The 25,866-nt window shown below is 74.3% G+C and carries 22 protein-coding genes; 6 read left to right on the top strand and 16 right to left on the bottom strand.

Annotated elements, in window-relative coordinates:
* Nucleotides 1-123 precede the first annotated feature (123 nt).
* From truB to rimP, 8 genes are all read right to left on the bottom strand, one after another.
* Nucleotides 124-1,029: a tRNA pseudouridine(55) synthase TruB gene (truB, locus tag QSK52_RS37295; RefSeq protein WP_285740721.1), complete on the bottom strand. Its 906-nt coding sequence runs from the start codon at nucleotides 1,027-1,029 to the stop codon at nucleotides 124-126.
* Between the two features lie 78 nt (nucleotides 1,030-1,107).
* The gene (locus QSK52_RS37290) at nucleotides 1,108-2,277 is read right to left on the bottom strand and encodes a DHH family phosphoesterase (protein WP_285740720.1); all 1,170 of its coding nucleotides are present in this window, start codon (nucleotides 2,275-2,277) and stop codon (nucleotides 1,108-1,110) included.
* A gap of 2 nt (nucleotides 2,278-2,279) precedes the next feature.
* Complete coding sequence (gene rbfA, locus QSK52_RS37285; RefSeq protein WP_285740719.1) at nucleotides 2,280-2,717, bottom strand: 30S ribosome-binding factor RbfA; 438 nt, start codon at nucleotides 2,715-2,717, stop codon at nucleotides 2,280-2,282.
* Nucleotides 2,718-2,856: 139 nt separating this feature from the next.
* Nucleotides 2,857-3,153 (bottom strand): DUF503 domain-containing protein, encoded by a 297-nt coding sequence (locus QSK52_RS37280; RefSeq protein WP_176190225.1) that lies wholly within the window; start codon nucleotides 3,151-3,153, stop codon nucleotides 2,857-2,859.
* 126 nt (nucleotides 3,154-3,279) lie between these two features.
* On the bottom strand, nucleotides 3,280-6,375 hold the full coding sequence (infB, locus tag QSK52_RS37275; protein ID WP_285740718.1) for a translation initiation factor IF-2: 3,096 nt from the start codon (nucleotides 6,373-6,375) through the stop codon (nucleotides 3,280-3,282).
* A 190-nt stretch (nucleotides 6,376-6,565) separates the two neighbouring features.
* A complete protein-coding gene (locus tag QSK52_RS37270) occupies nucleotides 6,566-6,868 on the bottom strand; it encodes a YlxR family protein (protein ID WP_285740725.1) in 303 nt (100 codons plus the stop codon).
* Between the two features lie 69 nt (nucleotides 6,869-6,937).
* On the bottom strand, nucleotides 6,938-7,939 hold the full coding sequence (nusA, locus tag QSK52_RS37265; RefSeq protein ID WP_285740717.1) for a transcription termination factor NusA: 1,002 nt from the start codon (nucleotides 7,937-7,939) through the stop codon (nucleotides 6,938-6,940).
* Nucleotides 7,940-7,941: 2 nt separating this feature from the next.
* Nucleotides 7,942-8,484: a ribosome maturation factor RimP gene (gene rimP / locus QSK52_RS37260; RefSeq protein ID WP_285740716.1), complete on the bottom strand. Its 543-nt coding sequence runs from the start codon at nucleotides 8,482-8,484 to the stop codon at nucleotides 7,942-7,944.
* A 228-nt stretch (nucleotides 8,485-8,712) separates the two neighbouring features.
* Here rimP and QSK52_RS37255 point away from each other — a divergent pair, with 228 nt between their 5' ends.
* The 3 genes from QSK52_RS37255 (at nucleotide 8,713) to QSK52_RS37245 (ending at nucleotide 11,327) form a co-directional block, all read left to right on the top strand.
* Nucleotides 8,713-9,678 carry a ferritin-like domain-containing protein gene (locus QSK52_RS37255; RefSeq protein ID WP_285740715.1) on the top strand — a complete coding sequence of 322 codons (966 nt, stop codon included), beginning with the start codon at nucleotides 8,713-8,715 and terminating at the stop codon, nucleotides 9,676-9,678.
* A gap of 143 nt (nucleotides 9,679-9,821) precedes the next feature.
* Entirely contained in the window at nucleotides 9,822-10,727 is a 906-nt protein-coding gene (locus QSK52_RS37250; RefSeq protein WP_285740714.1) for an aminoglycoside phosphotransferase family protein, read from the top strand.
* 48 nt (nucleotides 10,728-10,775) lie between these two features.
* Nucleotides 10,776-11,327 carry a GNAT family N-acetyltransferase gene (locus tag QSK52_RS37245; RefSeq protein ID WP_285740713.1) on the top strand — a complete coding sequence of 184 codons (552 nt, stop codon included), beginning with the start codon at nucleotides 10,776-10,778 and terminating at the stop codon, nucleotides 11,325-11,327.
* A gap of 7 nt (nucleotides 11,328-11,334) precedes the next feature.
* Here the strand turns inward: QSK52_RS37245 and QSK52_RS37240 are convergent, their stop codons facing one another.
* From QSK52_RS37240 to QSK52_RS37210, 7 genes are all read right to left on the bottom strand, one after another.
* Nucleotides 11,335-12,210 carry a GNAT family N-acetyltransferase gene (locus QSK52_RS37240; RefSeq protein WP_285740724.1) on the bottom strand — a complete coding sequence of 292 codons (876 nt, stop codon included), beginning with the start codon at nucleotides 12,208-12,210 and terminating at the stop codon, nucleotides 11,335-11,337.
* A gap of 82 nt (nucleotides 12,211-12,292) precedes the next feature.
* Nucleotides 12,293-13,453 carry a flavodoxin-dependent (E)-4-hydroxy-3-methylbut-2-enyl-diphosphate synthase gene (gene ispG / locus QSK52_RS37235; protein ID WP_033253947.1) on the bottom strand — a complete coding sequence of 387 codons (1,161 nt, stop codon included), beginning with the start codon at nucleotides 13,451-13,453 and terminating at the stop codon, nucleotides 12,293-12,295.
* Between the two features lie 127 nt (nucleotides 13,454-13,580).
* Nucleotides 13,581-14,888, bottom strand: a complete 1,308-nt coding sequence (locus tag QSK52_RS37230) for a M50 family metallopeptidase (RefSeq protein WP_285740712.1) — start codon at nucleotides 14,886-14,888, stop codon at nucleotides 13,581-13,583.
* 19 nt (nucleotides 14,889-14,907) lie between these two features.
* Nucleotides 14,908-16,137 (bottom strand): 1-deoxy-D-xylulose-5-phosphate reductoisomerase, encoded by a 1,230-nt coding sequence (gene dxr / locus QSK52_RS37225; RefSeq protein ID WP_285740711.1) that lies wholly within the window; start codon nucleotides 16,135-16,137, stop codon nucleotides 14,908-14,910.
* Nucleotides 16,138-16,269: 132 nt separating this feature from the next.
* On the bottom strand, nucleotides 16,270-17,712 hold the full coding sequence (locus QSK52_RS37220; RefSeq protein ID WP_285740710.1) for an aldehyde dehydrogenase family protein: 1,443 nt from the start codon (nucleotides 17,710-17,712) through the stop codon (nucleotides 16,270-16,272).
* A gap of 138 nt (nucleotides 17,713-17,850) precedes the next feature.
* Entirely contained in the window at nucleotides 17,851-19,416 is a 1,566-nt protein-coding gene (locus tag QSK52_RS37215; RefSeq protein ID WP_285740709.1) for a PucR family transcriptional regulator, read from the bottom strand.
* Between the two features lie 163 nt (nucleotides 19,417-19,579).
* Nucleotides 19,580-21,592: an ATP-binding protein gene (locus tag QSK52_RS37210; RefSeq protein WP_285740708.1), complete on the bottom strand. Its 2,013-nt coding sequence runs from the start codon at nucleotides 21,590-21,592 to the stop codon at nucleotides 19,580-19,582.
* Nucleotides 21,593-21,812: 220 nt separating this feature from the next.
* Here QSK52_RS37210 and gabT point away from each other — a divergent pair, with 220 nt between their 5' ends.
* From gabT to QSK52_RS37195, 3 genes are all read left to right on the top strand, one after another.
* Nucleotides 21,813-23,153, top strand: coding sequence for a 4-aminobutyrate--2-oxoglutarate transaminase (gene gabT, locus QSK52_RS37205; protein WP_285740707.1), 1,341 nt, complete (start codon nucleotides 21,813-21,815; stop codon nucleotides 23,151-23,153).
* 362 nt (nucleotides 23,154-23,515) lie between these two features.
* Nucleotides 23,516-24,154 (top strand): phosphatase PAP2 family protein, encoded by a 639-nt coding sequence (locus tag QSK52_RS37200; RefSeq protein ID WP_285740706.1) that lies wholly within the window; start codon nucleotides 23,516-23,518, stop codon nucleotides 24,152-24,154.
* Between the two features lie 122 nt (nucleotides 24,155-24,276).
* On the top strand, nucleotides 24,277-25,359 hold the full coding sequence (locus QSK52_RS37195) for a glycoside hydrolase family 18 protein (protein WP_285740705.1): 1,083 nt from the start codon (nucleotides 24,277-24,279) through the stop codon (nucleotides 25,357-25,359).
* A 39-nt stretch (nucleotides 25,360-25,398) separates the two neighbouring features.
* Here the strand turns inward: QSK52_RS37195 and QSK52_RS37190 are convergent, their stop codons facing one another.
* Complete coding sequence (locus tag QSK52_RS37190; RefSeq protein ID WP_285740704.1) at nucleotides 25,399-25,731, bottom strand: DUF2218 domain-containing protein; 333 nt, start codon at nucleotides 25,729-25,731, stop codon at nucleotides 25,399-25,401.
* Nucleotides 25,732-25,866: the final 135 nt, after the last annotated feature.

The following is a 25,866-nucleotide window of genomic DNA, read 5'->3' as shown; positions in this document are numbered from 1 at the left end:
AGACGACTCGTAGGACGGCTTGCACGCGCAGACACACATGGCGGCGATCATCGCGGACATCTCGACCGCGACGACCACCCCCAGCGATCACGCCACGCAGTTGATCAATTACCCCACACTTTCTCAGCCGACGAACACCGCCACCGGCTTGGCCTTGCCGCCGCTCTCCTCGACCAGCGCCAGGAACCGCCCGTCCGGGTCGAAGACCGCCACCGGCCCGTCCACGCCCAGCCCGGGCGCGTCCAGCCGCATGCCGTTGGAGAGCAGCCGGGCCTGGTCGGCGTCGACGTCCCAGCGCGGGAAGGCGGCCGCCGCGGCCTCGGCGATCGGCAGCACCTCCAGCTTCTCCTCCAGCTGCTCCAGCGTGCGCGCCGACTCGACCCCGTACGGCCCGACCCTGGTGCGCCGCAGCGCGGTCAGGTGGCCGCCGACGCCGAGCCCGGCGCCCAGGTCGCGGGCCAGCGCCCGGATGTACGTGCCGGAGGAGCACTCGACGGTGACGTCCAGGTCGAGCACCGGCGTGCCGTCCTCGGCGACGGCGGGCCGCACCCCGTGCAGGGTGAAGGAGTGCACCGTGGTGGGCCGGGCGGCGATCTCGAAGTCCTCGCCCTCGCGCACCCGGGCGTACGAGCGCTTCCCGTCGATCTTGATCGCGCTGACCTTGGACGGCACCTGCATGATCTCGCCGGTCAGTGCGGCGATCCCGGCGTCGATCGCCGCGCGCGCCACCCCGTCGGCCGGGACGGAGGCGGTGACCTCGCCCTCCCGGTCGTCGGTGATCGTGGTCTGCCCGAGCCGGATCGTCGCCTCGTAGGTCTTGGCGGTGAGCATCAGGTGCCCGAGCAGCCGGGTGGCCCGTTCGACGCCGATCACCAGCACGCCGGTGGCCATCGGGTCGAGGGTGCCCGCGTGGCCGACCTTCCGCGTCCCGGCCAGCCAGCGGAGCTTGGCGACCACGCCGTGCGAGGTGATGCCCTCCGGCTTGTCGACGACGACCAGCCCGTCGGGGCCCGTCCCTTTACGCTTCATCGCTTCATCATCATTTCGAAATCCCGGGCGCATCCCTGCGCGGCCGCTCCCGCGGCCCGACCACCGAACCGCACGAGCCTAGCGCGCGTCCGGCCCCGCGGGGTCCGCCTCCGCCGCCGCGGCGACCTCGGCCAGCGCCGTCCGGAACCGCTGCACGGCGTCCGCCACCGCCTCCCGGGTGCTGAACCCGGCCGCGTACACGTGCCCGCCGCCGCCGAGCCGGGCGCACGCCGCCGCGACGTCGACCGCCCCGCGGGAGCGGCAGGAGCCGCGCAGCGTGCCGTCCGGGTCCTGCTTGAGCACCAGCGCGACGTCCGCCTCGGCGGGCTTGCGCAGCACGTCGATCAGGCCCTCGATCTCCTCGACGGTGACGCCGAACAGCGCCAGGTCCTGGTACGGCACCCAGGTCCACACCAGCCCGTGCCCGCCGGCCTCCTCGGGCTCGAACGCGGCCCGCTCCAGCGCCCCGGCGAGCACCTTGAGGTACCCGAAGGAGGTGGTGTCCCACAGCTGCCGGGAGATCAGGTCCTGCCGGATGCCGGTGGCCAGCATCCGCCCGGCCATCTCGTGGGTGGCGGGCGTGGTGGCCCGGTACTTGAACGAGCCGGTGTCGGTGGCGATGCCGGTGTACAGGCAGGTCGCGATGGACTGGTCGAGCGGCACCCGCAGCCGCCGCAGCAGCTCGTCCACCAGGACGGCGGTGGCGGGCGCGGACGGGTCGATCAGCCGGACGGTGCCGAAGCCGGGGTTGGAGGCGTGGTGGTCGAACACCACCAGCGCGTCCGCCGCGAGGGCTCTGTCCCGCAGCAGGCCGAGCCGCTCCTCGGAGGCGGCGTCGAAGGCCAGCACCAGCCCGGGCGCCGCGGGCACCGCCGCGGCGGGGACGATCAGCTCCTGCCCGGGCAGGAAGGACAGCGACTCGGGGATGACCTGCGGGTCGTCGCCGAACGACACCCGCACCCGCTTGCCCAGGCCGCGCAGCGCCAGCGCGGCGGCCAGCGCCGAGCCGAGCGCGTCGCCGTCCGGGCAGATGTGGCAGATCAGGTCGACCTCGTCGCTGCCCGCGACCAGTTCGAGGGCGCGGCGCCACTCCTCCTCGAAGCGGCCCGCCCCGCCCGCCGCCTCCGGCTCCGCCCCGGAGGCGGACGACGACGCGCTGCGAGGGCCCGGAAGCACCGCGAGGGCGGTCTCCACCTCAACGGTGGAGACCGCCCTCACGGCGCCGGACTCGGCCGGCTCCCCGGCCACGGTCACTCGTCCTCGTCGTCGTCGCGGGACGACTTGTACGGGTCGGCGTCGCCCGCGTACGCGGCTCCGGCGGCGGCGGTGCGGACGGCGGCGTCGGAGAGCCGGGCCTTGTCCAGCAGGTCGTCGATGTTCCGGGCGTTGTCCGGCAGGGCGTCGGCGACGAAGGTCAGGGTCGGCGTGAACCGGACCCCGGTCTGCTTGCCGACCTCGGAGCGCAGGATGCCCTTGGCGCTCTCCAGCGCGGCCGCGCTGGACTCGCGCTCGGTCTCGTCACCGTAGACGGTGTAGAAGACGGTGGCCTCGCGCAGGTCCCCGGTGACCCGGGCGTCGGTGATGGTGACGTACCCCAGGCGCGGGTCCTTGATCCGGCGCTGCAGGGTCTCCGCCACGACCACCTGGATGCGGTCGGCGAGCTTGCGCGCCCTAGCGGTGTCGGTCACGTTGCCTCCTCGTGCAGTAGGCGCGTACCCCGGGTCATGACCTCACCCGGTGGGGCCCTCTCCCCAACGTACCCGCCCGCGCCCAGCCTTGTGGGCGCTCTCGGTCCTGTGCGGGTGTGACGGTGGTGACTCCCGCAGGTCATTCGTCGTCGTCGTGGTGGTACCGCCTCCTCGCGGAGAGCAGCACCACCTCGGGGCGGCCGGCGACGAGCCGCTCACAGCTGTCCAGGATCTCGCTGACGTACCCGGCGTCGCCGGACACCACCGCACAGCCGATCTCGGCCCTGCGGTGCAGGTCCTGGTTGCCTACCTCTGCGGCGCACACGCTGTACTTGCGCTGCAGTTCGGCCACGATGGGCCGCACGATCGACCGCTTCTCCTTGAGCGAGTGCACGTCGCCGAGGAGCAGGTCGAAGGTGAGTGTTCCTACGAACATGGGGGACAGGCCTGGGCCGGCCTGGGAGCCTCGAAGGGTTTTCCGACTGCCCCGACCCTAACAAGCGCGGCCGGGGCCGGTCGACGGGATAAAGCGTCCCGCCGACCGGCCCCGGTTCAGCACCTGTTACGAGCGCGGCTTCTCCCGCATCTCGTAGGTCTCGATGACATCCTCGATCTTGATGTCGTTGAACGAGCCCAGGGTGACACCGGCCTCGAAGCCCTCGCGGACCTCGGTGGCGTCGTCCTTGAAGCGGCGCAGGCCCTCGATGTTGAGGTTCTCCGCCACGACCTTGCCGTCGCGCAGCAGGCGCGCCTTGGTGTTGCGGCGGATGATGCCCTCGCGGACGAGCACACCGGCGATGTTGCCGAACTTGGAGGAGCGGAACACCTCGCGGATCTCCGCGGAGCCGAGGCGCACCTCCTCGTACTCGGGCTTGAGCAGGCCCTTGAGCGCGGCCTCGATCTCCTCGATCGCCTGGTAGATGACCGAGTAGTACCGGATGTCGACGCCCTCGCGCTCGGCCGCGGTACGGGCACGCCCCTCGGCGCGCACGTTGAAGCCGATGATGATGGCGTCCGAGCCCATCGCCAGGTCCACGTCGGACTCGGTGATGGCACCCACACCGCGGTGCAGCACCCGCAGCTCGACCTCCTCGCCCACGTCCAGCTTGACGAGGGCGTCCTCGAGGGCTTCGACGGAACCGGAGACGTCACCCTTGATGATGAGGTTGAGCTTCTCGATGTTGCCGGCGGCCAGCGCGGCCTCGAAGCCCTCCAGCGAGACGCGGACGCGGCGCTGGGCCATCGAGGCGTTGCGGTCGCGGGCGGCGCGCTTCTCGGCGATCTGGCGGGCGGTGCGGTCCTCGTCGACGACGATGAAGCTGTCGCCGGCGCGGGGCACCGAGGTCAGACCGAGCAGCAGCACCGGACGGGACGGGCCGGCCTCGGAGAGGCTGTTGCCGTTCTCGTCCAGCATCGCGCGGACGCGGCCGTAGGAGTCGCCGACCACGATCGAGTCGCCGACCCGCAGGGTGCCGCGCTGGACGAGCAGCGTCGCCATGGCGCCGCGGCCCTTGTCCAGGTGGGCCTCGATCGCGATGCCCTGGGCGTCCTGCTCCGGGTTGGCGCGCAGGTCGAGGGAGGCGTCCGCGGTCAGGACCACGGCCTCCAGCAGCTCCTCGATGTTGAGGCCCTGGCGGGCGGAGATGTCGACGAACATGGTGTCGCCGCCGTACTCCTCGGCCACCAGGCCGAACTCGGTGAGCTGGCCGCGGACCTTGGTCGGGTCCGCGCCCTCGACGTCGATCTTGTTGACCGCGACCACGATCGGCACGCCGGCGGCCTTGGCGTGGTTCAACGCCTCGACCGTCTGCGGCATGACGCCGTCGTTGGCCGCGACCACCAGGATCGCGATGTCGGTGGACTTGGCACCACGGGCACGCATGGCGGAGAACGCCTCGTGACCCGGGGTGTCGAGGAAGGTGATCGGGCGCTGCTCGCCGTTCACCTCGGTGACCACCTGGTACGCACCGATGTGCTGGGTGATGCCGCCGGCCTCGCCCGCGACCACGTTGGTCTTGCGGATCGCGTCCAGCAGGCGGGTCTTGCCGTGGTCGACGTGACCCATGACGGTCACCACCGGCGGACGCGGGGCCAGCTGCTCCTCGTCGCCCTCGTCGACACCGAAGTCGATGTCGAACGACTCCAGCAGCTCGCGGTCCTCGTCGTCCCGGCTGACGATCTCCAGCACGAAGCCCATCTCGTCGGCCAGCAGCTGCAGCGTGGCGTCGGAGACCGACTGGGTGGCGGTGACCATCTCACCGAGGTTGAACATGACGGAGACGAGCGCCGCCGGGTTGGCGTTGATCTTCTCCGCGAAGTCCGTCAGCGACGCACCGCGCGACAGGCGAACGGTCGACCCGTTGCCGCGCGGCAGCATCACACCGCCGACGGACGGGGCCTGCATGGCCTCGTACTCCTGGCGCTTCGCGCGCTTCGACTTCCGGCCGCGCGCCGGACGGCCACCGGGGCCGCGACCGAACGCGCCCTGCGTGCCACCACGGGCACCCGGGCCACCGGGACGACCGCCGAAGCCGCCGGGACGGGCACCGCCGCCACCGAAGCCGCCGCCACCGCCGGCGCCGCCACCCGGACGGGGGCCGCCGAAGCCGCCACCGGCCGGACGCGAGCCCGGACCGGCCGGACGGCCCTGGAAGCCGGGACGGGCACCGCCCGGAGCACCCGGACGCGCACCGGGGCCACCCGGACGCGCACCGGCACCCGGACCCGGGCGCGGGCCCGGACGCTGCGGCATCATGCCGGGGTTCGGACGGGGCATCCCGGACGGGCTGGGCGCACCGCCCGGACGCGGAGCGGCCGGACGCGGCATGCCGTCGGGACGGGGGGCACCGGCACCCGGGCCACCGGGACGCGGGGCGCCACCGGGACGGGGACCGCGCTCACCGGCCGGGGCACCGCCCGGACGCGGCGCACCGGCACCCGGAGCACCGGGACGCGGAGCGCCACCGGGACGGGGACCGCGCTCGCCGCCCGGCGCACCGGCCGGACGGGGGCCGCGCTCGCCACCGGGACGCGGGCCGCGCTCGCCGGACGGGGCACCGCCCGGACGCGGGGCGGACGGACGGGCCATGCCCGAGGCGCCGCCCGAGGTGAAGGGGTTGTTGCCCGGACGCGGACCGGCCGGACGCGGACCCGGACGGGCCGCGGGGTTGGCCGGGGCCGGCCGCGGGGCGGCCGGACGCGCCGGGGCCTCACCGGCCGGGGCCGGGGAGGAGAACTCCGCCGCGGGCGCCGGAGCGGCCGGGGCGGGCGCCGCCGGACGCGGACCCGGGGTCGGGGCGCCGGCGGGCTTCGGGGCGGCCTGGCCCGCGGCGGGCGCGGGGGCGGCCGGAGTCGGACGGGGGCCCGGCGCCGCGGTGGGACGCGGGCCGGGGGTGGGGGCACCCGGCTTGGGTGCGGCCGAACCGGCACCGCCGGACGGCTGGGGCGCCGCGGGCTTCCGCGGGCCCGGCTTCGCGGAGGACGCGCCGCCGGACGGCGGGGTCGCTCCCAAAGCGTCAGTCAACTTGCGCACGACCGGCGCCTCGATCGTCGAGGACGCCGAACGCACGAACTCGCCCAGCTCGGTGAGCTTGGCCATGACGGCCTTGCTCTCCAAGCCAAGCTCCTTGGCGAGTTCGTATACCCGGACCTTAGCCACTTCGCTCCTGTCTATGCGTCCGGGGTATTCGTCCGCCGGACTGCCGTTACTTCATGGGCGTACTCATCGCGTACTCATCGAGTGCTCATCGCAATCTCGACCTACTTCCATCTCGCGAGGTACCTGACTGGGGCGCACGGCGGCGTACCACGTGCCGTGCGCTGGTGCGTGTTGCCGGGCGCGAGGCCCGTCAGTGGGCCGACTGCCGGTCGGCCGGACCTGCTCCCGCCCCGAGGTGCTCCCGCAGGGCGCCGGGGTCGAGCGCGCCCTGGGCCCTGAGGGCCCGGGGGAACGCCCGGCGGCGGACCGCGAGGTCGAGGCAGTTCGGGTCGGGGTGCAGATACGCGCCCCGGCCCGGCAGAGTGCCGCGGGGATCGGGGACGCACTCGCCCTCGCCCGCCACGACACGCAGCAGCTCGTGCTTGGCCGCGCGCTTGCGGCAGCCCACGCAGGTGCGTTCAGGGCATGCCCGGACATGCGTCCGGCCAGACACGTTCAAGTCTACCCCTCCGAAGGGACTCACCGCCGCCGAGTAGATTCCCGGGGGCACATGCCAACGTTGCTACCGGTCCGAGGATTCCTGGGCCGGGGCCTCGGTGTCCGGACGGATGTCGATCCGCCAGCCGGTGAGCCGCGCGGCCAGACGGGCGTTCTGCCCCTCCTTGCCGATCGCCAGCGACAGCTGGTAGTCCGGCACGATCACCCGGGCGGAGCGCTGGGCCAGGTCGACGATCTCCACCTTCGTCACCCGGGCGGGGGACAGCGCGGCGGCGACCATCTCGGCCGGGTCCTCCGACCAGTCGACGATGTCGATCTTCTCGCCGTGCAGCTCGGCCATCACGCCGCGCACCCGCATGCCGTTCGGGCCGATGCAGGCGCCCTTGGCGTTCAGGCCCTGGCGGCGCGACCAGACCGCGATCTTGGTGCGGTGACCGGCCTCGCGGGCGATCGCGGCGATCTCCACCGAGCCGTCCGCGATCTCCGGGACCTCCAGCGCGAACAGCCGCTTCACCAGGTTCGGGTGGGTGCGCGAGAGCGTCACCGACGGCCCGCGGACACCGCGCCGCACGCCCACCACGTAGCACTTCAGCCGGGTGCCGTGCCGGTAGTCCTCGCCCGGGACCTGCTCCTGCGGCGGCAGGATGGCCTCCAGCTTGCCGATGTCGACCAGCACGCTCTTCGGGTCGTTGCCCTGCTGGACGACACCGGTGACGATGTCGCCCTCCTTGCCCGCGTACTCGCCGAAGGTCTGGTCGTCCGCGGCGTCCCGCAGCCGCTGCAGGATGACCTGCTTGGCGGTGGACGCGGCGATCCGGCCGAAGCCCGACGGGGTGTCGTCGAACTCCTTCGGCTCGACGCCCTCCTCCAGCTCGGAGGCGTCCTCCAGCGCCCAGACCGTCACGTGGCCGGTCTTGCGGTTCAGCTCCACCCGCGCCCGGCGGCGCGAGCCCTCGGTGCGGTGGTACGCGATGAGGAGGGCCGACTCGATCGACTCGACCAGCAGGTCGAACGGCACGCCCTTCTCGGTGACCAGCCCGCGCAGGGCACTCATGTCGATGTCCACGACTACGCCTCCTCTTCCTCTTCGTCCACGTCCGCGATGTCGGCGGCGGCGTCGAGCAGTTCCTCGTCCTTGCGGTTGAACTCGACCTGCACCCGGGCCCGCGCGATCTCCGCGAACTCCAGTCGGCGCTCCTTGGGGCGGCCGCGCCCCTTGACCGGCTGCACCTCGACCAGCACGCCGTCCTCGTCGCTCTCCAGCACCCGCGCGGTCAGCTCCGCGCCGTCCACCAGCTTGACCGCCGCCAGCCGGCCGGTCGCCCGGCGCCAGTGCCGCGGCTCGTTCAGCGGGCGCTCGGCGCCCGGGGAGCCGACCTCCAGCAGGTACGGGGCCTCGCCCATCAGGTCGGACTCGTCCAGCGCCTGGCCGACCAGGCGGGAGAACTCGGCGATCGCGTCGAGGTCGACGCCGCCGTCGGCGTCCACGTCGACCTGCACCTGGCGGCGGCTGCCGGCCTGGGTCACCTTGACCTCTTCCAGGTCGAGCCCGGCCTCGGCTGCCAGCGGCTCCAACAAAGCGCGCAGCCGGTCGGTGGGGGTGGTGCTCATCCGGGTGACTCCTCGGCCGCGTCTGCTGTTGTCGAAGGTGCTAACTCATCGCGAAGCCTATCGGGTCAACCCCCGAACCGCCGATTCCGACCCGGACCGCCCGCACCCCCTGCGAGGAACCTCACAACGGTCGGGTACCGTCCAAGCTCCGTACGGAGCCTGTGCGGCTCCGGTAAAGATTCTCCCGACGGGGGACACCAGGCCCCCACCGAGCCCGCTGGAGCACCGATGCCCGCGCCGACACGGCGGACCTTCCTGGCCCTCGGGGCGCTCACCGGACTCCAGCTGCTCTGCGGCTGCACCGACGACCACCCCGCGAAGCCCGCGCAGTCACCGGCCGCGGACCCCGACCGCCCGCTGCGGCTGCGTCAACTCGCCGCCACCGACGCCCTGCTGGCCCGGTACGACGCCGCACTCGCCGCTCCGGGCGCCGACCCCGGCAAGCTCGGCGACCTGCGCGCGGACGTCGTCCAGCACCGCGAGGCGCTCGCCCGGACGCTGCCCTCCGCCTCGCCCTCCCCCTCCGCCTCCCCGCCCCCGTCGTCCCCCTCCGCTTCCCCCTCCGCCGCGACGGCCGCCGACCTGGCCGCGGCCGAGCAGCGCACCGCCGCCCTGCGGCTGGCCGACCTCGCCGCGGCCTCCCCCGACCTGGCCCGCACCCTCGCCTCGGTCGCCGCCTCCGGCGCGGCCCACGCGGCGGCCCTCGGCGACACCACCGCCTCCGCGGCCCCCTCTCCCTCCCCGTCCCCGTCCGCCTCGGCCTCCGCCCCCGCGGTGCCCGCCGCCGACACCGCGGCCCTGCAGGCGGCCCTCGCCGCCGAGCACGCCGCCGTCTACGGCTACGGCGTCGTCGGCGCCTTCCTGCCCGCCGGGCCCCAGCGCGAGGACGCCCGCGCCACGTACGCCGCGCACCAGGCCCGGCGCGACGCCTGGCAGCGCGTCCTGGCCACCGGGGGCGCCTCCCCCACCGCCGCGGCCCCCGGCTACCGGCTGCCCTTCCCGGTCAAGGACGCCGCGACCGCCGTCCAACTGGCCGCCCACCTGGAGACCCAGCTCACCGCCGCCTACGCCGACCTCGCCGCCGCCCCCACCTACCGCGACCAGGCCGCCGCCGCCCTGCGCGACTGCACCCTCCGCGCCGCCCACTGGGGCGCCGACCTCCCCGCCCTCCCCGGCCTCTCCGCGGAGCAGTGACCGGACCCCGCCGCGAGGGCCCCGCCAGGGGCCCGGGGAACGGCGGGCACGGGTCCGCTCACGGTGCACCGCCGGTGCGCACGTCGGCTCCGGGTTCCGTCGCCTCCCCAGGTTTCGCCCCCCCGCCCCGGATAATCGCTGTCATGGCACAACCCGCGCAGTTCAGCGTCCCCGAACGTCTCGCCGAATCGGTGCGCTCGGAGGGCACCCCCGCCGCCGCGGCCTGGCTGGCGGGGCTGCCGGAGACCGTCGCGCAGCGGCTCGCCCAGTGGCACCTGGTGCCGGAGCGGACGGTCGAACCGGGCGGTCGGCGCAGCGTGGTGGTGTACGCGCACCGCGCGGACGACCTGGCGCCCGTCGTGCTGAAGGTGTCCCGGCCGTCCGCCGAGGCGGCGGCGCTGCGGGTGTGGGCCGGACGGGGCGCGGTGCTGCTGCTGGACGAGGCGGACGGGGCGCTGCTGCTGGAGCGCCTGCACGGCGAGATCCCGCTGCGTTCGCTGGCCGAGGCGAAGGCGATGCTGGAGGCGACCAGCCTGCTGCGCCGGCTGTGGGTGCAGGCCCCGCCGGGGCACCCGTTCGAACCGCTGGCGGACCGCGCCGCCCGGACCGCCGCCCGGCTCACCGAGCGCCGTGCGCTGCCCGCGGCGCTCGACGCCGGACCGCTGGTGGACGAGGCGCTGGAGGCGGTGGCGCTGGCCGCGGACGGCAGCGGCGGCGACTGGCTGCTGCACGGCGACTTCCAGCACGGCCGGGTGCTGGCCGCGGACCGCTCCCCGTGGCTGGCGGTGGCACCGCGTCCGGTGGTCGGCGACCGGGCGTACGACCTGGCCCGGCTGGTGCTGGACCGGATCGACACGCTGGCCGCCTCGCCGGGCCCGCGCGGTGCGGCGCGGCGGCGGCTGGCGCAGCTCGCGGAGGCGGTGGAGCTGTCCGCCGACCGGGTCCGGGCGTGGACGCTGCTGCGGGCGGTGGACACCGCGCTGGGGGCGTTCGCGGCGGGCGACGCGGCGACGGCCGAGCTCCATCTGGAGTTCGCCGCCTGGCTGTGAGCCGGGGCGGTCGGCCGCCCGCGGCGGCAGGTAGTAACGTCCCGCTTCATGGAGCAGCTCACCGGGGTGACGATCGAGGCCATCGACCTGGCGGCGTGGGCGCCCGCCGTGCTGGAGGTCCAGGCGGTCGCGTTCGGGCTGGGGCCGCACGAGGTCGCGGTGCGGCTGCCGATCGTGGGGCGGCACGCGCTGCAGCCGGGGGTGGTGGCGCTGGGTGCGATGGCGCAGGGGCGGCTGGTCGGGTTCGGGTACGGGATGCCGAACCAGCGGTCGCACTGGTGGTCGACGGTGATCGAGCCGTACCTGGCGGCGCGCGGCCACGAGGGCTGGCTGGACGGCGTGTTCGCGGTGACCGAACTGCACGTGCTGCCGGAGTTCCAGGGCCTGGGCGTGGGCACCCGGCTGATCCGTTCGCTGTGCGAGCGCTCCGGCCTGGACCGGTCGATCCTGTCGGCGATCGACGCGGAGACCCCGGCCCGGCGGCTGTACCGCTCGCTCGGCTACCGGGACCTGGCCCTGGCGGTGCACTTCCCGAACACGGCCCGCCCGTACGCGGTGATGGGCGCCCACCTGCCGCTGCGCGACCCGTCCCGGTCCTGACGACGGGTCAGAACAGCACGCTCATGAACGCGCCGACCTCGCGGAAGCCGACCCGGCGGTAGGCGGCCCGGGCCCGGACGTTGAAGTCGTTGACGTACAGCGAGACGACGGGGGCGACCTCGGCGAGGGCGGTGTTGACCACGGCGGCCATGCCGGTCTCGGAGAGCCGCTTGCCGCGGTGCTCGGGGGCGACCCAGACGCCCTGGATCTGGCAGGCCCCCGCGGTGACGGCGCCGATCTCGGCCTTGAAGACGACCTTGCCGTCCTCGTCGAAGCGGGCGAACGAGCGTCCGGTGGAGACCAGTTCGGCGACCCGGGCCTGGTAGAGCAGCCCGCCGTCCCCGGCCAGCGGGGAGATGCCGACCTCCTCGGTGAACATGGCCACGCAGGCGGGCATCAGCGCCTCGATCTCGGCGCGGCCGACCCGGCGCACCAGCGGGTCGGGGGCGACCTCGGTGACGGGCGTGGAGGTGGCCATCAGCGGCTGGTGGGCGCGGACGTCGCGGGCCGGGCCCCAGGAGCGCTCCAGCAGCGCCCAGAGGGTGGCCGTGGCCTCGGCGGGGCCGACGATGGAGGAGCAGCGGCGGCCCTGCCGCCGGGCGCGTTCGGCGAAGGCCCGGACGGCCTCCGGTCCGGCGCCGACCGGGACGAGGTTGGCCCCGGCGTAGCAGAGCGCGTCGAGCCGGCCGTCGGCGTCGTGCCAGCCCCACATCTCGCCGCCGAGCCGCCAGGGGTCGAGGCCGACGGCCTCCACCCGGGTGGCGACGAAGGCGTTGGCGACCGGGTCGCGGTGCAGGATCTCCAGCGCGTCGTCGAGGTCGGGGGCCTCCAGCACGCGGGTGGCGGCGAGCGCCCGGGCGGCCTGGAACGGGCCGGGCAGCATCACACCTCGGTCGAGCACGGGGGCACCTCTCGGACGGGCGGGGCCGCCCGCTGGGGCGGCCCCGCCGGGGGACTTCAGGCCGTCACTCGGCGGCCACGACCACGGGGGCGCCGGATTCGACGCCCTCCTCCTGCATCTGCTCGGCCAGCTTCATGGCCTCCTCGATCAGGGTCTCGACGATCTTCGACTCGGGCACGGTCTTGATCACCTCGCCCTTGACGAAGATCTGGCCCTTGCCGTTGCCGGAGGCCACGCCGAGGTCGGCCTCGCGGGCCTCGCCGGGGCCGTTGACGACGCAACCCATGACGGCGACCCGCAGCGGCACCTCCATGCCCTCCAGGCCGGCGGTGACCTCCTCGGCGAGCTTGTAGACGTCGACCTGGGCGCGGCCGCAGGACGGGCAGGAGACGATCTCCAGGCCGCGCTGGCGCAGGTTCAGCGACTCCAGGATCTGGATGCCGACCTTGATCTCCTCGGCCGGCGGGGCGGAGAGCGAGACCCGGATGGTGTCGCCGATGCCCTCGGCCAGCAGCGCGCCGAAGGCCACCGCGGACTTGATGGTGCCCTGGAAGGCGGGCCCGGCCTCGGTGACGCCCAGGTGCAGCGGGTAGTCGCAGGCCGCGGCGAGCTGCCGGTAGGCGTTGATCATCACGACCGGGTCGTTGTGCTTGACCGAGATCTTGATGTCGCGGAAGTCGTGCTCCTCGAAGAGCGAGCACTCCCACAGCGCGGACTCCACCAGCGCCTCGGGGGTGGCCCGGCCGTACTTCTCCAGCAGCCGCTTGTCGAGCGACCCGGCGTTGACGCCGATCCGGATCGGCACGCCCGCGTCCTTGGCCGCCTTGGCGATCTCGCCGACCTTGTCGTCGAAGGCCTTGATGTTGCCGGGGTTGACCCGGACGGCGGCGCAGCCCGCGTCGATCGCCGCGAACACGTACTTCGGCTGGAAGTGGATGTCGGCGATGACCGGGATCTGCGACTTCCTGGCGATGATCGGCAGCGCGTCGGCGTCGTCCTGCGAGGGGACGGCGACCCGGACGATCTGGCAGCCGGAGGCGGTCAGCTGGGCGATCTGCTGCAGGGTGGCGTTGACGTCGGAGGTGAGGGTGGTGGTCATCGACTGCACCGAGACCGGCGCGTCGCCGCCGACCGGCACGTTGCCGACCATGATCTGACGCGAGTGGCGGCGCTGGGCCAGCGGCTTGAGCGGCAGGGAAGGGATACCGAGCGAGATCGCGGTCATGTGCGCAGTTTTTTCCTCTGGAGAGGTTCGGTGAGTCGGGGCGCGCCCGCGGTGGCGGGGGCGCCCGGCGTCCAACGGTACGCCACGGCCGGGTGGCGGAGCACACCCGGCCGCGGGTGGCGCGCGGCTAGTTGATGCGCACCGGGTTGACGATGTCGGCGGCCATCACGAGGCCGGTGAAGCAGACGAAGATCCCGGCGACCACGTAGGCCAGCGGCATCAGCCGGGCCACGTCGAACGGCCCGGGGTCGGGCCGCCGCAGCACCTTGGCGGCGGTGCGGCGCACCGACTCCCACAGCGCCCCGGCGATGTGGCCGCCGTCCAGCGGCAGCAGCGGCAGCATGTTGAACAGGAACAGCATGAAGTTCATGTACGCGAGCATCTGGACGAAGAAGGCCAGCTGCTGGGTGGCGGGCAGGTCCATCGCGAACACGTCGCCGCCGAGCCGGGCCGCGCCGACCATGCCGACCGGGGAGTCCTGCTCGCGCGGGGCGCCGTCGACGACGGCGTGCCACAGGCCGGGGATCTTGCCGGGCAGCTGGGTCAGCGACTCCACGCCGTGCCTGGCCATCTTCGCCATCTCGTCGGCGCTCTCGCCGACCGACATGTGGTGGACGCCGGTGGCGGGGGTGATGCCGAGGAAGCCCGCGGTGACGGTCTGGCCCTTGACCGGGTAGCCGTCCTTGTCCAGCGCGGCGAGGGTGTTGGTCTTGATGTCGGCGGCCAGCGTCTGGGTGCTGCCGTCCCGGTGCCGGACCTCGACGTCCACGTGCCGGCCCGCCGAGTCCCGGATCAGGCCCTGCAACTGGTCGTAGTCGTGGATCCGCACGCCGCCGAAGGCCAGCACGGTGTCGCCCGCCCGCAGCCCGGCCGCGTTGGCCGGGGACTTCTCGGCGCCCGGCGCGCAGGTGTCGGTCTGGGCGCTGACCGGGACGACGCACTCGCTGACCGACTGGATGGTCGGCGTGGACCGGGTGACGCCGATGCCCATGAACAGGGCGAGGAACAGCCCGATCGCCAGGACCAGGTTCATGCCCGGCCCCGCGAACATCACGATGACGCGCTTCCACGGCTTGCGGGTGTAGAACAGCCGGGTCTCGTCACCGGGCTGCAGCTCCTCGTACGAGGCCGCCCGGGCGTCCTCGATCATGCTCCGCCAGGGCGAGGAGGACCGCTTCGTTATCCGGCCGTCCGCCCCCGGCGGGAACATGCCGATCATCCGGATGTAGCCGCCGAACGGGATCGCCTTGAGGCCGTACTCGGTCTCGCCCCGCCTGGTCGACCAGATGGTCCTCCCGAAGCCGACCATGTACTGCGGGACGCGGATGCCGAACAGCTTCGCGGTGGAGAGGTGGCCGAGCTCGTGCCAGGCGATCGAGAACAACAGCCCGACCACGAAGATCAGGACGCCCAGCACCCACATCAGCTTGTCCACCGCTCCGCCTCCGTCGTCCCTAACCTGCCGCCAGCTCCCGGGCCCGGGCGCGGGCCCAGTGCTCAGCCTGGAGTACGTCCTCCACCGTGAGCGGAGTTCCCGCCGCCGGGGTGCCGTGCTCGGCGACCACCTTCGCCACAGTGTCCACGATTCCGGTGAAGGGCAGCGCGCCCTTCAGGAAAGCGTCCACACATTCCTCGTTCGCGGCGTTGAAGACCGCGGGGGCCGTCCCGCCGAGCGTACCGACCTCGCGGGCCAGCTCGACGGCGGGGAAGGCCACGTCGTCCAGCGGGAAGAACTCCCAGGTCGCGGCCTTGGTCCAGTCGCAGCCGGGGGCCGCGTCGGGCACCCGGTCCGGCCAGCCGAGGCCCAGCGCGATCGGCATCCGCATGTCCGGCGGGCTCGCCTGGGCCAGCGTGGAGCCGTCCGTGAACTCCACCATCGAATGAACGACCGACTGCGGATGGACCACCACCTCGATCCGGTCGAAGGGCACGTCGTACAGCAGGTGCGCCTCGATCACCTCCAGGCCCTTGTTCACCAGGGTCGCCGAGTTGATCGTCACCACCGGGCCCATCGCCCAGGTCGGGTGCGCCAGCGCCTCGGCGGGGGTCACGCCCGCCAGCTGCTCGCGGGTGCGGTTGCGGAACGGGCCGCCGCTGGCCGTCACCACCAGCTTGCGGACCTCGGCGCGGGTGCCGCCGGACAGCGCCTGGAACAGCGCGGCGTGCTCGGAGTCCACCGGCACGATCTGGCCGGGCTGCGCGACCGCCTTGACCAGCGGCCCGCCGACGATCAGCGACTCCTTGTTCGCCAGCACCAGCACCCGGCCCGCCCGCAGCGCGGCCAGCGTCGGGGCCAGGCCGATCGAGCCGGTGATGCCGTTCAGCACCGAGTGGCACTCCAGCGCGGCCAGTTCGGTGGCCGCGTCCGGGCCCACCAGGAGCTGCGGCAGCGGGGCCCCGGCCGCCCCGGCGGCCAGCGCCTCGCGCAGCGGCCGCTCGGCGGCCGGGTCGGCCACCGCGACGGTGTGCACCCCGAGCGCGAGGGCCTGCTCGGCGAGCAGCTCCACCCGGCCGCCGGCCGCGGACAGCGCGACCACCCGGAACCGGTCGGGGTTGCGGAGCACCACGTCGATGGCCTGGGTGCCGATCGAGCCGGTCGAGCCCAGGATGACCAACTCCCGGGGGCCCTGCGGGTCCCGGACGACCGGAGTGAAGCGCGACTGCGGATGGGCGAGCGAGTTCATGCCCACCATTGTGTCCTGCCACCGGGCCCGCCCCGGCCGGAACCCGTCCGGCGTTCCGCCTCCCGGAACGCGCGCGGCGCCCCGCCCCCGCGACGGTGCGGGGGCGGGGCGCTCAGCGGCGGCTCAGCGGTCTCAGAGGTCGAGGCCGGTGAGGACCAGCACCTTCTCGAAGGTGAAGTCCTCCATCGCGTAGCGCACGCCCTCGCGGCCCACGCCGGAGTCCTTCACGCCGCCGTACGGCATCTGGTCGGCCCGGTAGGACGGCGCGTCGCCGATCACCACGCCGCCGACCTCCAGCTCCCGGTGGGCCCGGAACGCGGTCTGCACGTCGTGCGTGAACACGCCCGCCTGCAGGCCGAACGCCGAGTCGTTGACCGCGGCGAACGCCTCCTCGGTGCCCTCCACCCGGTGCAGCGACAGCACCGGGCCGAACACCTCGGCCCGGGCCAGGATGGCGTCCGCGGGCAGCTCGGCCAGCACGGTCGGGGCGTACGCGGCGCCGTCCCGGCTGCCGCCGGTCAGCACCTTGGCGCCCTTGGCGACCGCGTCCTCGACCCAGGACTCGACGCGCTGGGCGGCGTTCTCGTCCACCAGCGGGCCGACGTCGGTGGCCTCGTCCGACGGGTCGCCGGTGACCTGCGCCCGCACCTTCTCGACGACCTTCTCCACCAGGCGGTCGTAGACGCTCGCGTCGGCGATCACCCGCTGCACCGAGATGCAGGACTGGCCGCCCTGGTAGTTGGCGAACAGCGCGATCCGGCTCGCCGCCCAGTCGAGGTCCGCCTCGGAGTTCCAGTCGGCCAGCACCACGGCCGCGGCGTTGCCGCCGAGCTCCAGGGTGACGTGCTTGCGCGGCACCGAGTCCATGATCTGGTAGCCGACCTTGTCCGAGCCGGTGAACGAGATCACCGGCAGGCGCTCGTCCTGCACCAGGGCGGGCATCTTGGCGTTCTCCACCGGCAGCACGCTCCAGGAGCCGGCCGGCAGGTCGGTCTCGGCCAGGATCTCGCCCAGCACCAGGGCGGACAGCGGGGTGGCCGGAGCGGGCTTCAGGATGATCGGCGCGCCCACCGCGATCGCCGGGGCCACCTTGTGCGCCACCAGGTTCAGCGGGAAGTTGAACGGCGCGATGCCCAGCACCGCGCCGCGCGGGAAGCGCCGCACGATCGCGTACCGGCCGGTGCCGCCCGGGTCGGTGTCCAGCCGCATGGTCTCGCCGTTGGTGCGGCGCGCCTCTTCGGCGGCCCAGCGGAACACCGACACGGCCCGGCCGACCTCGCCGCGCGCCCACTTGATCGGCTTGCCGTTCTCCGCGGTGATCAGCTTCGCGATCTCCTCGGTGCGCTCGGCCAGCCGCCTGGCGACGTGGTCCAGCGCGGTCGCCCGCTGGTGCGCCGGGGTCGCGGCGAACACCGGCACCGCGGCCGCGGCGGCCGCCACGGCCTCCTCCACCTGCGCGTCCGTCGGCACGCCGACCGTCGCCACCAGGCTGCCGTCGTGCGGGTGGCGCACCTCGAACGCCGTCTCGCCGCTCGCCCGCCGCCCGGCCAGCCAGAACTGATGAGTGGTGGTCACGGTCGCACCGCCCCCTTCCTTCGAAGACTTGTCGCCTTCACGGTAGGGCGCGGCATCGGGGTTTCCGATTGGACGGACGGGACGAAACCGGGGGTCCGATTAGGACGTCGCGGAGGACAGGTCGTCCCGCTCCCCGCCCTACTCCTCCCCCGACCTGAGCGCCAGCCACAGCTCCATCCGGACGTCCGTGTCGTCCAGCGAGCGCCCGAGCAGCTCCTCCACCCGCCGCATCCGGTAGCGCAGCGTGTGCCGGTGCACGCCCAGGTCGGCCGCCGCGGCGTCCCACTGGCCGTGCCGGGAGAGCCAGGCCCGCAGCGAGGCGACCAGGTCGCCGCGGGCGGTGCGGTCGTGCTCGCGCAGCGGGCGCAGCAGGCCCTCGGCGAAGGCGGTGACGGCCTCCTCGCCCAGCAGCGGCAGCAGCGAACCCGCGCCGACCTCCTCGTGGTCGACGGTGCGGCGGCCGCCGCGCTGGGCCACCGCCAGGGCCCGCTCGGCCTGGGCGTGGGCCGTCCCGGCGTCCTCCAGGGCCGCGGGGGCGGAGACGCCCAGCGCCAGGCCCTCGTGCTCCTCGACGGCGCCCAGGCAGGCCCGGTGCACCGAGCCGTTGTCCAGCGCGAGCACCATCAGGCGCGGCCCGTGCGCGCCGTCCTCGCGGGCCACCAGCAGCTTCTCGCCGACCTTGCCGCCCGCGTTCTCCGCCCGGTCACCGAGCTCGCCGAGCGCCTCCGCGGCCTCCGGCCCCGGCCCGGCGGCCGCGACCAGCACCCGGACGGTGCCCTCGGGCAGGCCGCCGAACAGCCCCGCGGCGACCTGCCGGGCGGTGCCCACCTCCCCGGCCAGCACCATCCGCAGCAGCGCCGCGCCCATCCGCTCCTCGGCCTGCCGCAGCTCGCGCGAGCGCTCCAGGGTGAGGGTGAGCAGCGCGACCGCGGCGTTCAGCACGTACCGCTCGGTCGGGGTGATCCGGTCCTCGGTGCCGACCGCCAGGAAGCCGCGCGGACGCCGGTCGGCGCCCAGCGACTGGACCACCACGTAGTCCTCGTCCGCGGTGTCGATCGTCCCGGCCCGGCCCTGCAGCGCGGCGCTGGACGGGGCGGGGCGGCGGCGCAGCCGGTCGACCTCGGCGGCCAGCCGGCCGGCCCGGCGGGCCGCCCAGTCGGGGGCCACCGCGGACAGCGCGCCCGAGCCGTCGTACAGCGCCGCCCAGCCGCCCAGCCGGGCCGCCAGCCGGCGCACCACGGCGGTGGTGCCGTCCTTGCCGAGCGCGGCCCGGGTCAGCTCCTCCTGCGCCTCGAAGCTGGTGGTGACGGCCTCGTACTGCTCGGCGGCCAGCGCGGCCGAGACGGTCTTGGAGATCGCGATGAACGGCGTCGCCTCCGGCACCCGCAGCAGCGGCAGCCCGCGGTGGGCGGCGGCTTCCACCAGCGCCTGCGGCACCTCGCGGTGCGAGAGCCCGACCCCCAGCCCGAGGCCGACCACGCCCGCGTCGGCCAGCCGGTGCACGTACGCCTGCAGTTCGGCGGCGCCCTTGCCCAGCTTGATGCCGGTGGTGAGGAGCAGCTCGCCGCCCTCGAGGAACGGGGTGGGGTCGTCCAGCTCGCTGGTGTGGACCCAGCGGACGGGGCGCTCCAGGTGGTCCGCGCCGGCCAGGACCGTCAGGTGCAGCGCGGTGGTGCGGACGACGGAGGCGAGAGTGGGGGGCATGGCACCTTCGGTGGTTCGACCCGGCTGCGCCGTTGCCGCCGGGCGAGTGAGGGTTCTCCTCCCATTATGGACGCTCCGGACAACCCGGAGTGCCGAAATCCGCCGGTCCGTAGCTTCCGTGACCCAAACGATGACCGGTCCGCGCCCCGCCGCCCCTCCCGGCTCAGTGCCGCAGGTCCACCAGCAGCGGCGGCACCTGCTCCCCCGTCACCGAGGTCAGCGAGACCACCGCGTGCCCGGACGGCAGCGCGTGCGCCAGGTCGGACGGCGACCAGCGGTGCCGCTCGACGTCCCGGGTGGTGACCGACTCGGTCTGCGCGGTGGTGCCGGACAGCGCCTTGCGCACCAGCCGCCCGGCCCGGCGCACCGTTCCCCCGGAGGTGTCCGGGACGTGCGTCACCGCGGTCTCCCGCACCAGGTGGGTGCCCCACGCCTCGGAGAACAGCCGGCCGTCCCAGGGCGCGATGCCCGGGAACGCCATCCGGTTGCCGACCGCGCCGAACAGCGGCGCCCGCAGCGCCTCCGGCAGGTCGGACAGCGTGCGCAGCAGCAGCACCACGCCCGCGTTGGCGCCGCGCAGCCGCTGGATCCCGCGGATCGCCTGCGCGTCGACCGCCGCGGTGGCGTCGTCCAGCACCATCCCGGCGAACAGCTCCCGGTCCCGGCGGTCGGCCGCCGCCTGGGTGAACTGGCCCAGCAGCAGCCGCGACAGGATCCGGGCCGCCTCCGGGTGGCTGCGCTCGGGCAGCTTCACCCGCACCCGCAGCGGGTGCTCCAGCGCACGCATCGCGAACGCGGGCTTGGCGTCCGGCCCGCCGGAGAACCCGGCCGCCAGCGCGGGCCGGTCCAGCAGCGCCAGCCGGTCCGCGAGCAGCGCGCCCGGGTCGTCGGCCCGGCCGTGCATCCGCTCGCGCTGCTGCAGGTCGGCCTCGAACTCCGCCCACCGCCCCGACTTCCGCACCTGCTCGCCGAGCTCCGCCCAGCCCTCCGCGTCCCCCGCCAGCAGCGCCCGCAGCGCCCGCACCCCCGGGTACCGCCCGTACGCCGCCCGGTACGGCCCGACCACCTGCTGCATCGCGGCCCGGGCGCTCTCCGCCCGCGGCGCCAGCTCGTCCGGCAGCAGCGCGTCCGCCAGCCGGGCCGCCGCCTCGTCCGAGTGCGGCGCCGCACCGTACAGGTCCAGGCCGTACGGGGCCGCCGGGTCGCCCGGGGCGATCACCACGTCGTACCAGTCGTCGGGCCCGAGGTCCGCGTCGGACGCACCGACCACCACGGCGCAGGCCGCGCCCGCCAGCGCCTGCAGGCACAGCGCCTCGGCGACCGGCCGGGCCAGCGCGGCGGTCTTGCCGGTGCCCGCCGGGCCGACCGCCAGCAGCGAGGTGCCCAGCACCCGCGGGTCCAGCGCGAAGCCCGCGTTCCGGTGCGCGACCGGGTTCTTCGGCACGTCCTGCGCCGTCCCCAGCCGCACCTGGCGCACCAGCAGGTCGTGCCGCGCCGCCCGCCCGCCCGGCAGGTCCCGCTGCTCGGACGGGTGCGCGCACGCCGCCCCGCCCCGGGCCGCCACCTGCGCGGCGAACTCCTGCCACGCCGCCGGGTCGCTCCCCACCGTCCGCCACGCCTGGTGCAGCCGCACGTAGTCCACGTCCCCGACCGGCTCCCCCTCCAGCCGCCGCACCGCCTCCCCGACCGGCCGCAGCTCGGCCCACACGTCCACGACGGGCGCCGCCTCGGGGGCGGGAGGGACCTCGGTGACGGTGTGGGACAGCAGCGGCAGCAGGAAGCGGCGACCGACCTCGCGCCAGCGGCCCATGTACCCGAAGACCCTGATCACCCCGACGATGATCAGCAGGTTGACCGCGAGCGCGACCAGGATGGTCGGGATCTCCGAGAGGGAACCGAGACCGAGCAGGCCGAGTCCGGACAGCGCGAGTCCGCGGCCGTAGATGAACACCAGCCAGGCGGCCAGCAGGTTCAGCGCCGCCCGCAGCAGTAGCGGCCCCGCCGGGGTGGTGGCCTGTTCGGCGGCCTTGGGGTCGTGCGGGGTGTGGTGCTGCCGGTAGATGCCGGGGGCGGCCTCGGGGCGGGGGGCGGTGACCCAGGTGGTGAGGTGGAAGGGGGCGCGGGGCGGGGGGAGATGGGGGTGGGCGGGTCGGGTTCTCGCGTCGTTCAGTTCCACTTCGGGCCCCTCCTACGTTGCCGGCGGTGCCATACCCGCATCGCCGTCCCACCGACACACCCGGGGGCCAATGTAGTGGAGTGCGCGGGCGCGCAGCCGATCTTCGGCCACTGGCCGCGCCGGACAAGTGGGTCGTCCGAGCACTACCGAGTGGCGCATGCCCGGGCCGTCCGGCCGGTCGTAGCCTGCGGTTACCGCGTCAAGAACTTGGAGAAGACAGATGAGCGCTGCAACGCCGCTCCCGCAGGAGCGCCGACTGGTCACCGCGATCCCCGGCCCGAAGTCGCAGGAGCTGCAGTCTCGCAAGCTCGGCGCGGTCCCGGCGGGCGTGGGCACCACGCTGCCGGTGTACGTGTCGCGGGCCGGCGGCGGCGTGCTGGAGGACGTGGACGGCAACAGCCTGATCGACTTCGGTTCGGGCATCGCCGTGACGAACGTGGGCAACAGCGCCGCGGCCGTGGTGGCGCGGGCGACCGAGCAGCTGGCCGCGTTCACGCACACCTGTTTCATGGTGACCCCGTACGAGGGCTACGTGGCGGTGGCGGAGCAGCTGAACGAGCTGACCCCGGGCGACCACGACAAGCGCACCGCGCTGTTCAACTCGGGTGCCGAGGCGGTGGAGAACGCGGTGAAGATCGCCCGCGCCTACACCAAGCGGACCGCCGTGGTGGTGTTCGACCACGGCTACCACGGCCGCACCAACCTGACCATGGGCCTGACGGCGAAGAACATGCCGTACAAGCAGGGCTTCGGGCCGTTCGCGCCGGAGATCTACCGGGTGCCGGTGGCGTACCCGTACCGCTGGCTGACGGGTGCGGAGAACTGCGCCGCCGAGGCCGCCGCGCAGGCGATCGACCTCATCAACAAGCAGATCGGCGCGGAGAACGTCGCGGCGATCATCATCGAGCCGATCCAGGGCGAGGGCGGTTTCATCGAGCCGGCCAAGGGCTTCCTGCCGGCGATCGTGGAGTTCGCGAAGGCGAACGGGATCGTGTTCGTGGCGGACGAGATCCAGACCGGCTTCTGCCGCACCGGCCAGTGGTTCGCGTGCGAGGACGAGGGCGTCGTCCCGGACCTGATCACCACCGCGAAGGGCATCGCGGGCGGTCTGCCGCTGGCGGCGGTGACCGGCCGGGCCGAGATCATGGACGCCGCGCACTCGGGCGGCCTGGGCGGCACCTACGGCGGCAACCCGGTGGCCTGCGCGGCCGCGCTGGGTGCGATCGAGACGATGAGGTCCGAGGACCTGAACGGCAAGGCGCAGCGGATCGGCGAGCTGATGCTGGGCCGGCTGCGGGCCATGCAGGAGAAGTTCGAGGTGATCGGCGAGGTCCGCGGCCGCGGCGCGATGATCGCGGTGGAGCTGGTGAAGCCGGGCGGCAAGGAGCCGAACCCGGAGGTGACCGCGGCGATCGCGAAGGCGTGCCACGCGGAGGGCCTGGTGGTGCTGACCGCCGGCACGTACGGCAACGTGCTGCGCTTCCTGCCGCCGCTGGTGATCCCGGAGCACCTGCTGGTCGAGGGCCTGGACATCCTGGAGTCGGCCTTCGCGGGCGTCTGAGCCCTGCGGGCACGGCGGAACTCCCGGTGAGCGGCGCGGGGGTCGGACGGAGCGGATCCCGTCCGGCCCCCGCGCGTTCGCGTGCCGGACGGGTGGGTGGAGGTGACCCCACCGGTGGTGAAGATGCTGTGCACGATGGCGGGTCCCCCGCTCCCGGTCCCGGCTTTGACGTACTGTCATCACAGATGGACAGCGAACAGCACCCACTGCCCACCACTCCGTCCGCCGCCGAGGCGGACGCACCTGACCGATCGACCGGCCGTCCCGCCCACACCCCCCGGGCCGCACGGCGCGGCGATCGCCTTGGCCGCCCCGGAGCTCTCCCCCCTGCTCCGGGGCGGCCGATTTTTGCTGTCCTGCCCATGACACTCGGGCTGGTGCTGGCCGCGGTCTCCTGGCAGGTGGCGGTGGACGGGCCGCTGCTGGGGGTGGACACGGCGGTGCGCGACGGGGTGCGGCACCTGCGCCGGGCGATCGGCTCGACGTTGCTGAACCACCTGGGCGTGGCGCTGTCGGACCTGGGCGGCGCCCTGGTCGCGGTCCCGGTGCTGCTGGGGTGCGCGGGCCTGACGGCCCGGCTGGCCCGGCGCGACGGGCGGCCGCGCTGGTGGGTGCCGGTGCCGGTGGCCGTGGCGGCCGCGGTGCTGGTCCCGCTGCTGGTGGTGCCCGCGAAGGCGTGGTTCGCCCGCCCGGGCCCGTACGGGACGCCGCTGGCCCCGGACCAGTGGGGCTGGTACCCGTCGGGCCACACCGCGACCTCGGCGATCGCGTACGGGACGGCGGCGCTGCTGCTGGCCCGGGTGCTGCCGGCGGCGGCCGGACGGCGACTGGGCGCGGTGACGGTGCTGGTGTGCCTGGGGGTGGGCGCGGGCCTGGTGTGGAGCGACTTCCACTGGCTGCTGGACGTGCTGGCGAGCTGGTGCCTGGCCGGCCTGCTGCTGCTCGGCCTGCACCGGCTGCTGCCGCGCCTACTGCCCGACCGGCCCCGACCTGCCGACTGACGGGCCGTCAGCCACCGGGTCGGTCCAGACCATTGACGCCCACCCGGCTCGCGCGCACCCTGTTCCCCACCCATTCAGCACGCGATCGCCGGGAGGCGAATGTGCGTTCCCCAGTCATGCCCATGACGCGTTTCTCGGTGGCGGCCTCACTGCTGGCCCTGGCGGTGACGGCGCTGCCGGCCCCGCCCGCGGCAGCGGCGGCGGCCTCCCCGGTGCAGGTGTACGGGGCCTGGCACTGCAGCAACGACGCCTGCACCTGGGCGAAGGTGCGCGACCTGGCCGAGTTCGACGCCGCCAACCACTGGCTGATCGACCGCGGCGACGGCCGCCCCTCGGTGAACGTGGTGGTGCTGAGCTTCGTCAACCCGCTGCGGCTGCTCAACGGCACCACCGACGCCGGGAACGCCGCCGGGGTCCCGGTCGGCATGAACCAGCAGGTGGTGGACTACTTCACGGCGCACGGCGTCCGGGTGATGCTCTCCATCGGCGGCATCACGTACACCGGCGACTGGGACACCGCGCTGGCCCAGAACGGCACGCTGCTCGGCCAGAAGGCGGCGGCGCTGGCGAGCAGGCTCGGCGTGGGCATCGAGATCGACTACGAGAACAGCAACAGCCCGAACCTGACCGGCCTGCAGGCCTTCGTGGACGCCTACCGGGCCGCCCACCCGTACGACGCCTCGGGCGCCGACCCGACCGCCCGGCTGACCATCGACGTGGCGGCCGGGGACCGCTGGCTGATCGGCATCGACCAGTACGCCACCGCGCACTGGCTGACCACGGCGAACCCGGTGCTGGACTACGCCAACGCGATGGTGCCGAGCAAGCAGCCGTCCGCCTCCTCGGCGGTCGCCAACTGGCAGGAGCACCTGGACGGCAAGCCGACCTACAACCCGGCGATCCCGCCGCTGGCACCGGCGAAGTTCACCGGCAGCCTGTACATCGCGGAGGGCTCGCAGGTCCGCCCGGAGTGCACCAACTTCGCGAACTCGGTGCAGAAGGCCACCGGCAGCTGGGTGCAGAGCGCCGCACCGAACGGGGCGGGGACGACGGCCGGGCTGCTGGGCTTCATGTTCTGGGCGGCCGAGAAGCCGTCCACCCGGGGCGTGACCACCGCCCCGCCGAACAGCTGCGAGGGCGGGGTCGGCGCGGGGGCCACGGCCTTCGACGTGCCGGTGCCGATGCCCCCGCTGCGCCAGAGCTGAGCGGACGCGGGGGCCGGGCGGGGTCGGCGCGGGGGGCGGTCAGCCCTCCTCGCCGGTGAGGCGCTGGACGGTGCCGGCCTCCCCGCCCTCGCGCTGCCAGGCGACGACCAGTTCGTCGCGGGTGCCGAAGCGGACCAGGTGGCGGCCCACCACGTCCTCCAGCCGGTCGAGGGCCTCCTCGGCGCCCTCGACGGACAGCAGCAGCGCGCCGTCCTCGGCGGTGAGCTCGGCCCGGCCGGCGCCGAAGACGAGCGAGCCGCGGCCGGTCTCCTCCGACCACTCGGCGGGGACCTTGCGGCCCATGTGGGCGGCGAGCTGCTTGGCGTAGCGGGCGGGGCGGTCGGTGCTGACGCGGGCGCTGGAGCGGGCCACGGGGGACTCCTCGGTTCGACGGCGCAGGGGCGGTGAGGCTCACCTAAGCTACTGGATTGCTGAGCCAAGCTCAACAAGTTATCGAGGCGAGATCGGTCACCCTCCGTACCGGCTCCGGGCCGCCCGCTACCCTGT

Source organism: Kitasatospora phosalacinea (assembly GCF_030268885.1).
GTDB classification, from domain to species: Bacteria; Actinomycetota; Actinomycetes; order Streptomycetales; family Streptomycetaceae; genus Kitasatospora; species Kitasatospora phosalacinea_C.
Note: the sequence above shows the minus strand (reverse complement) of the source record. Positions and strands in the feature narration are given on the sequence as shown.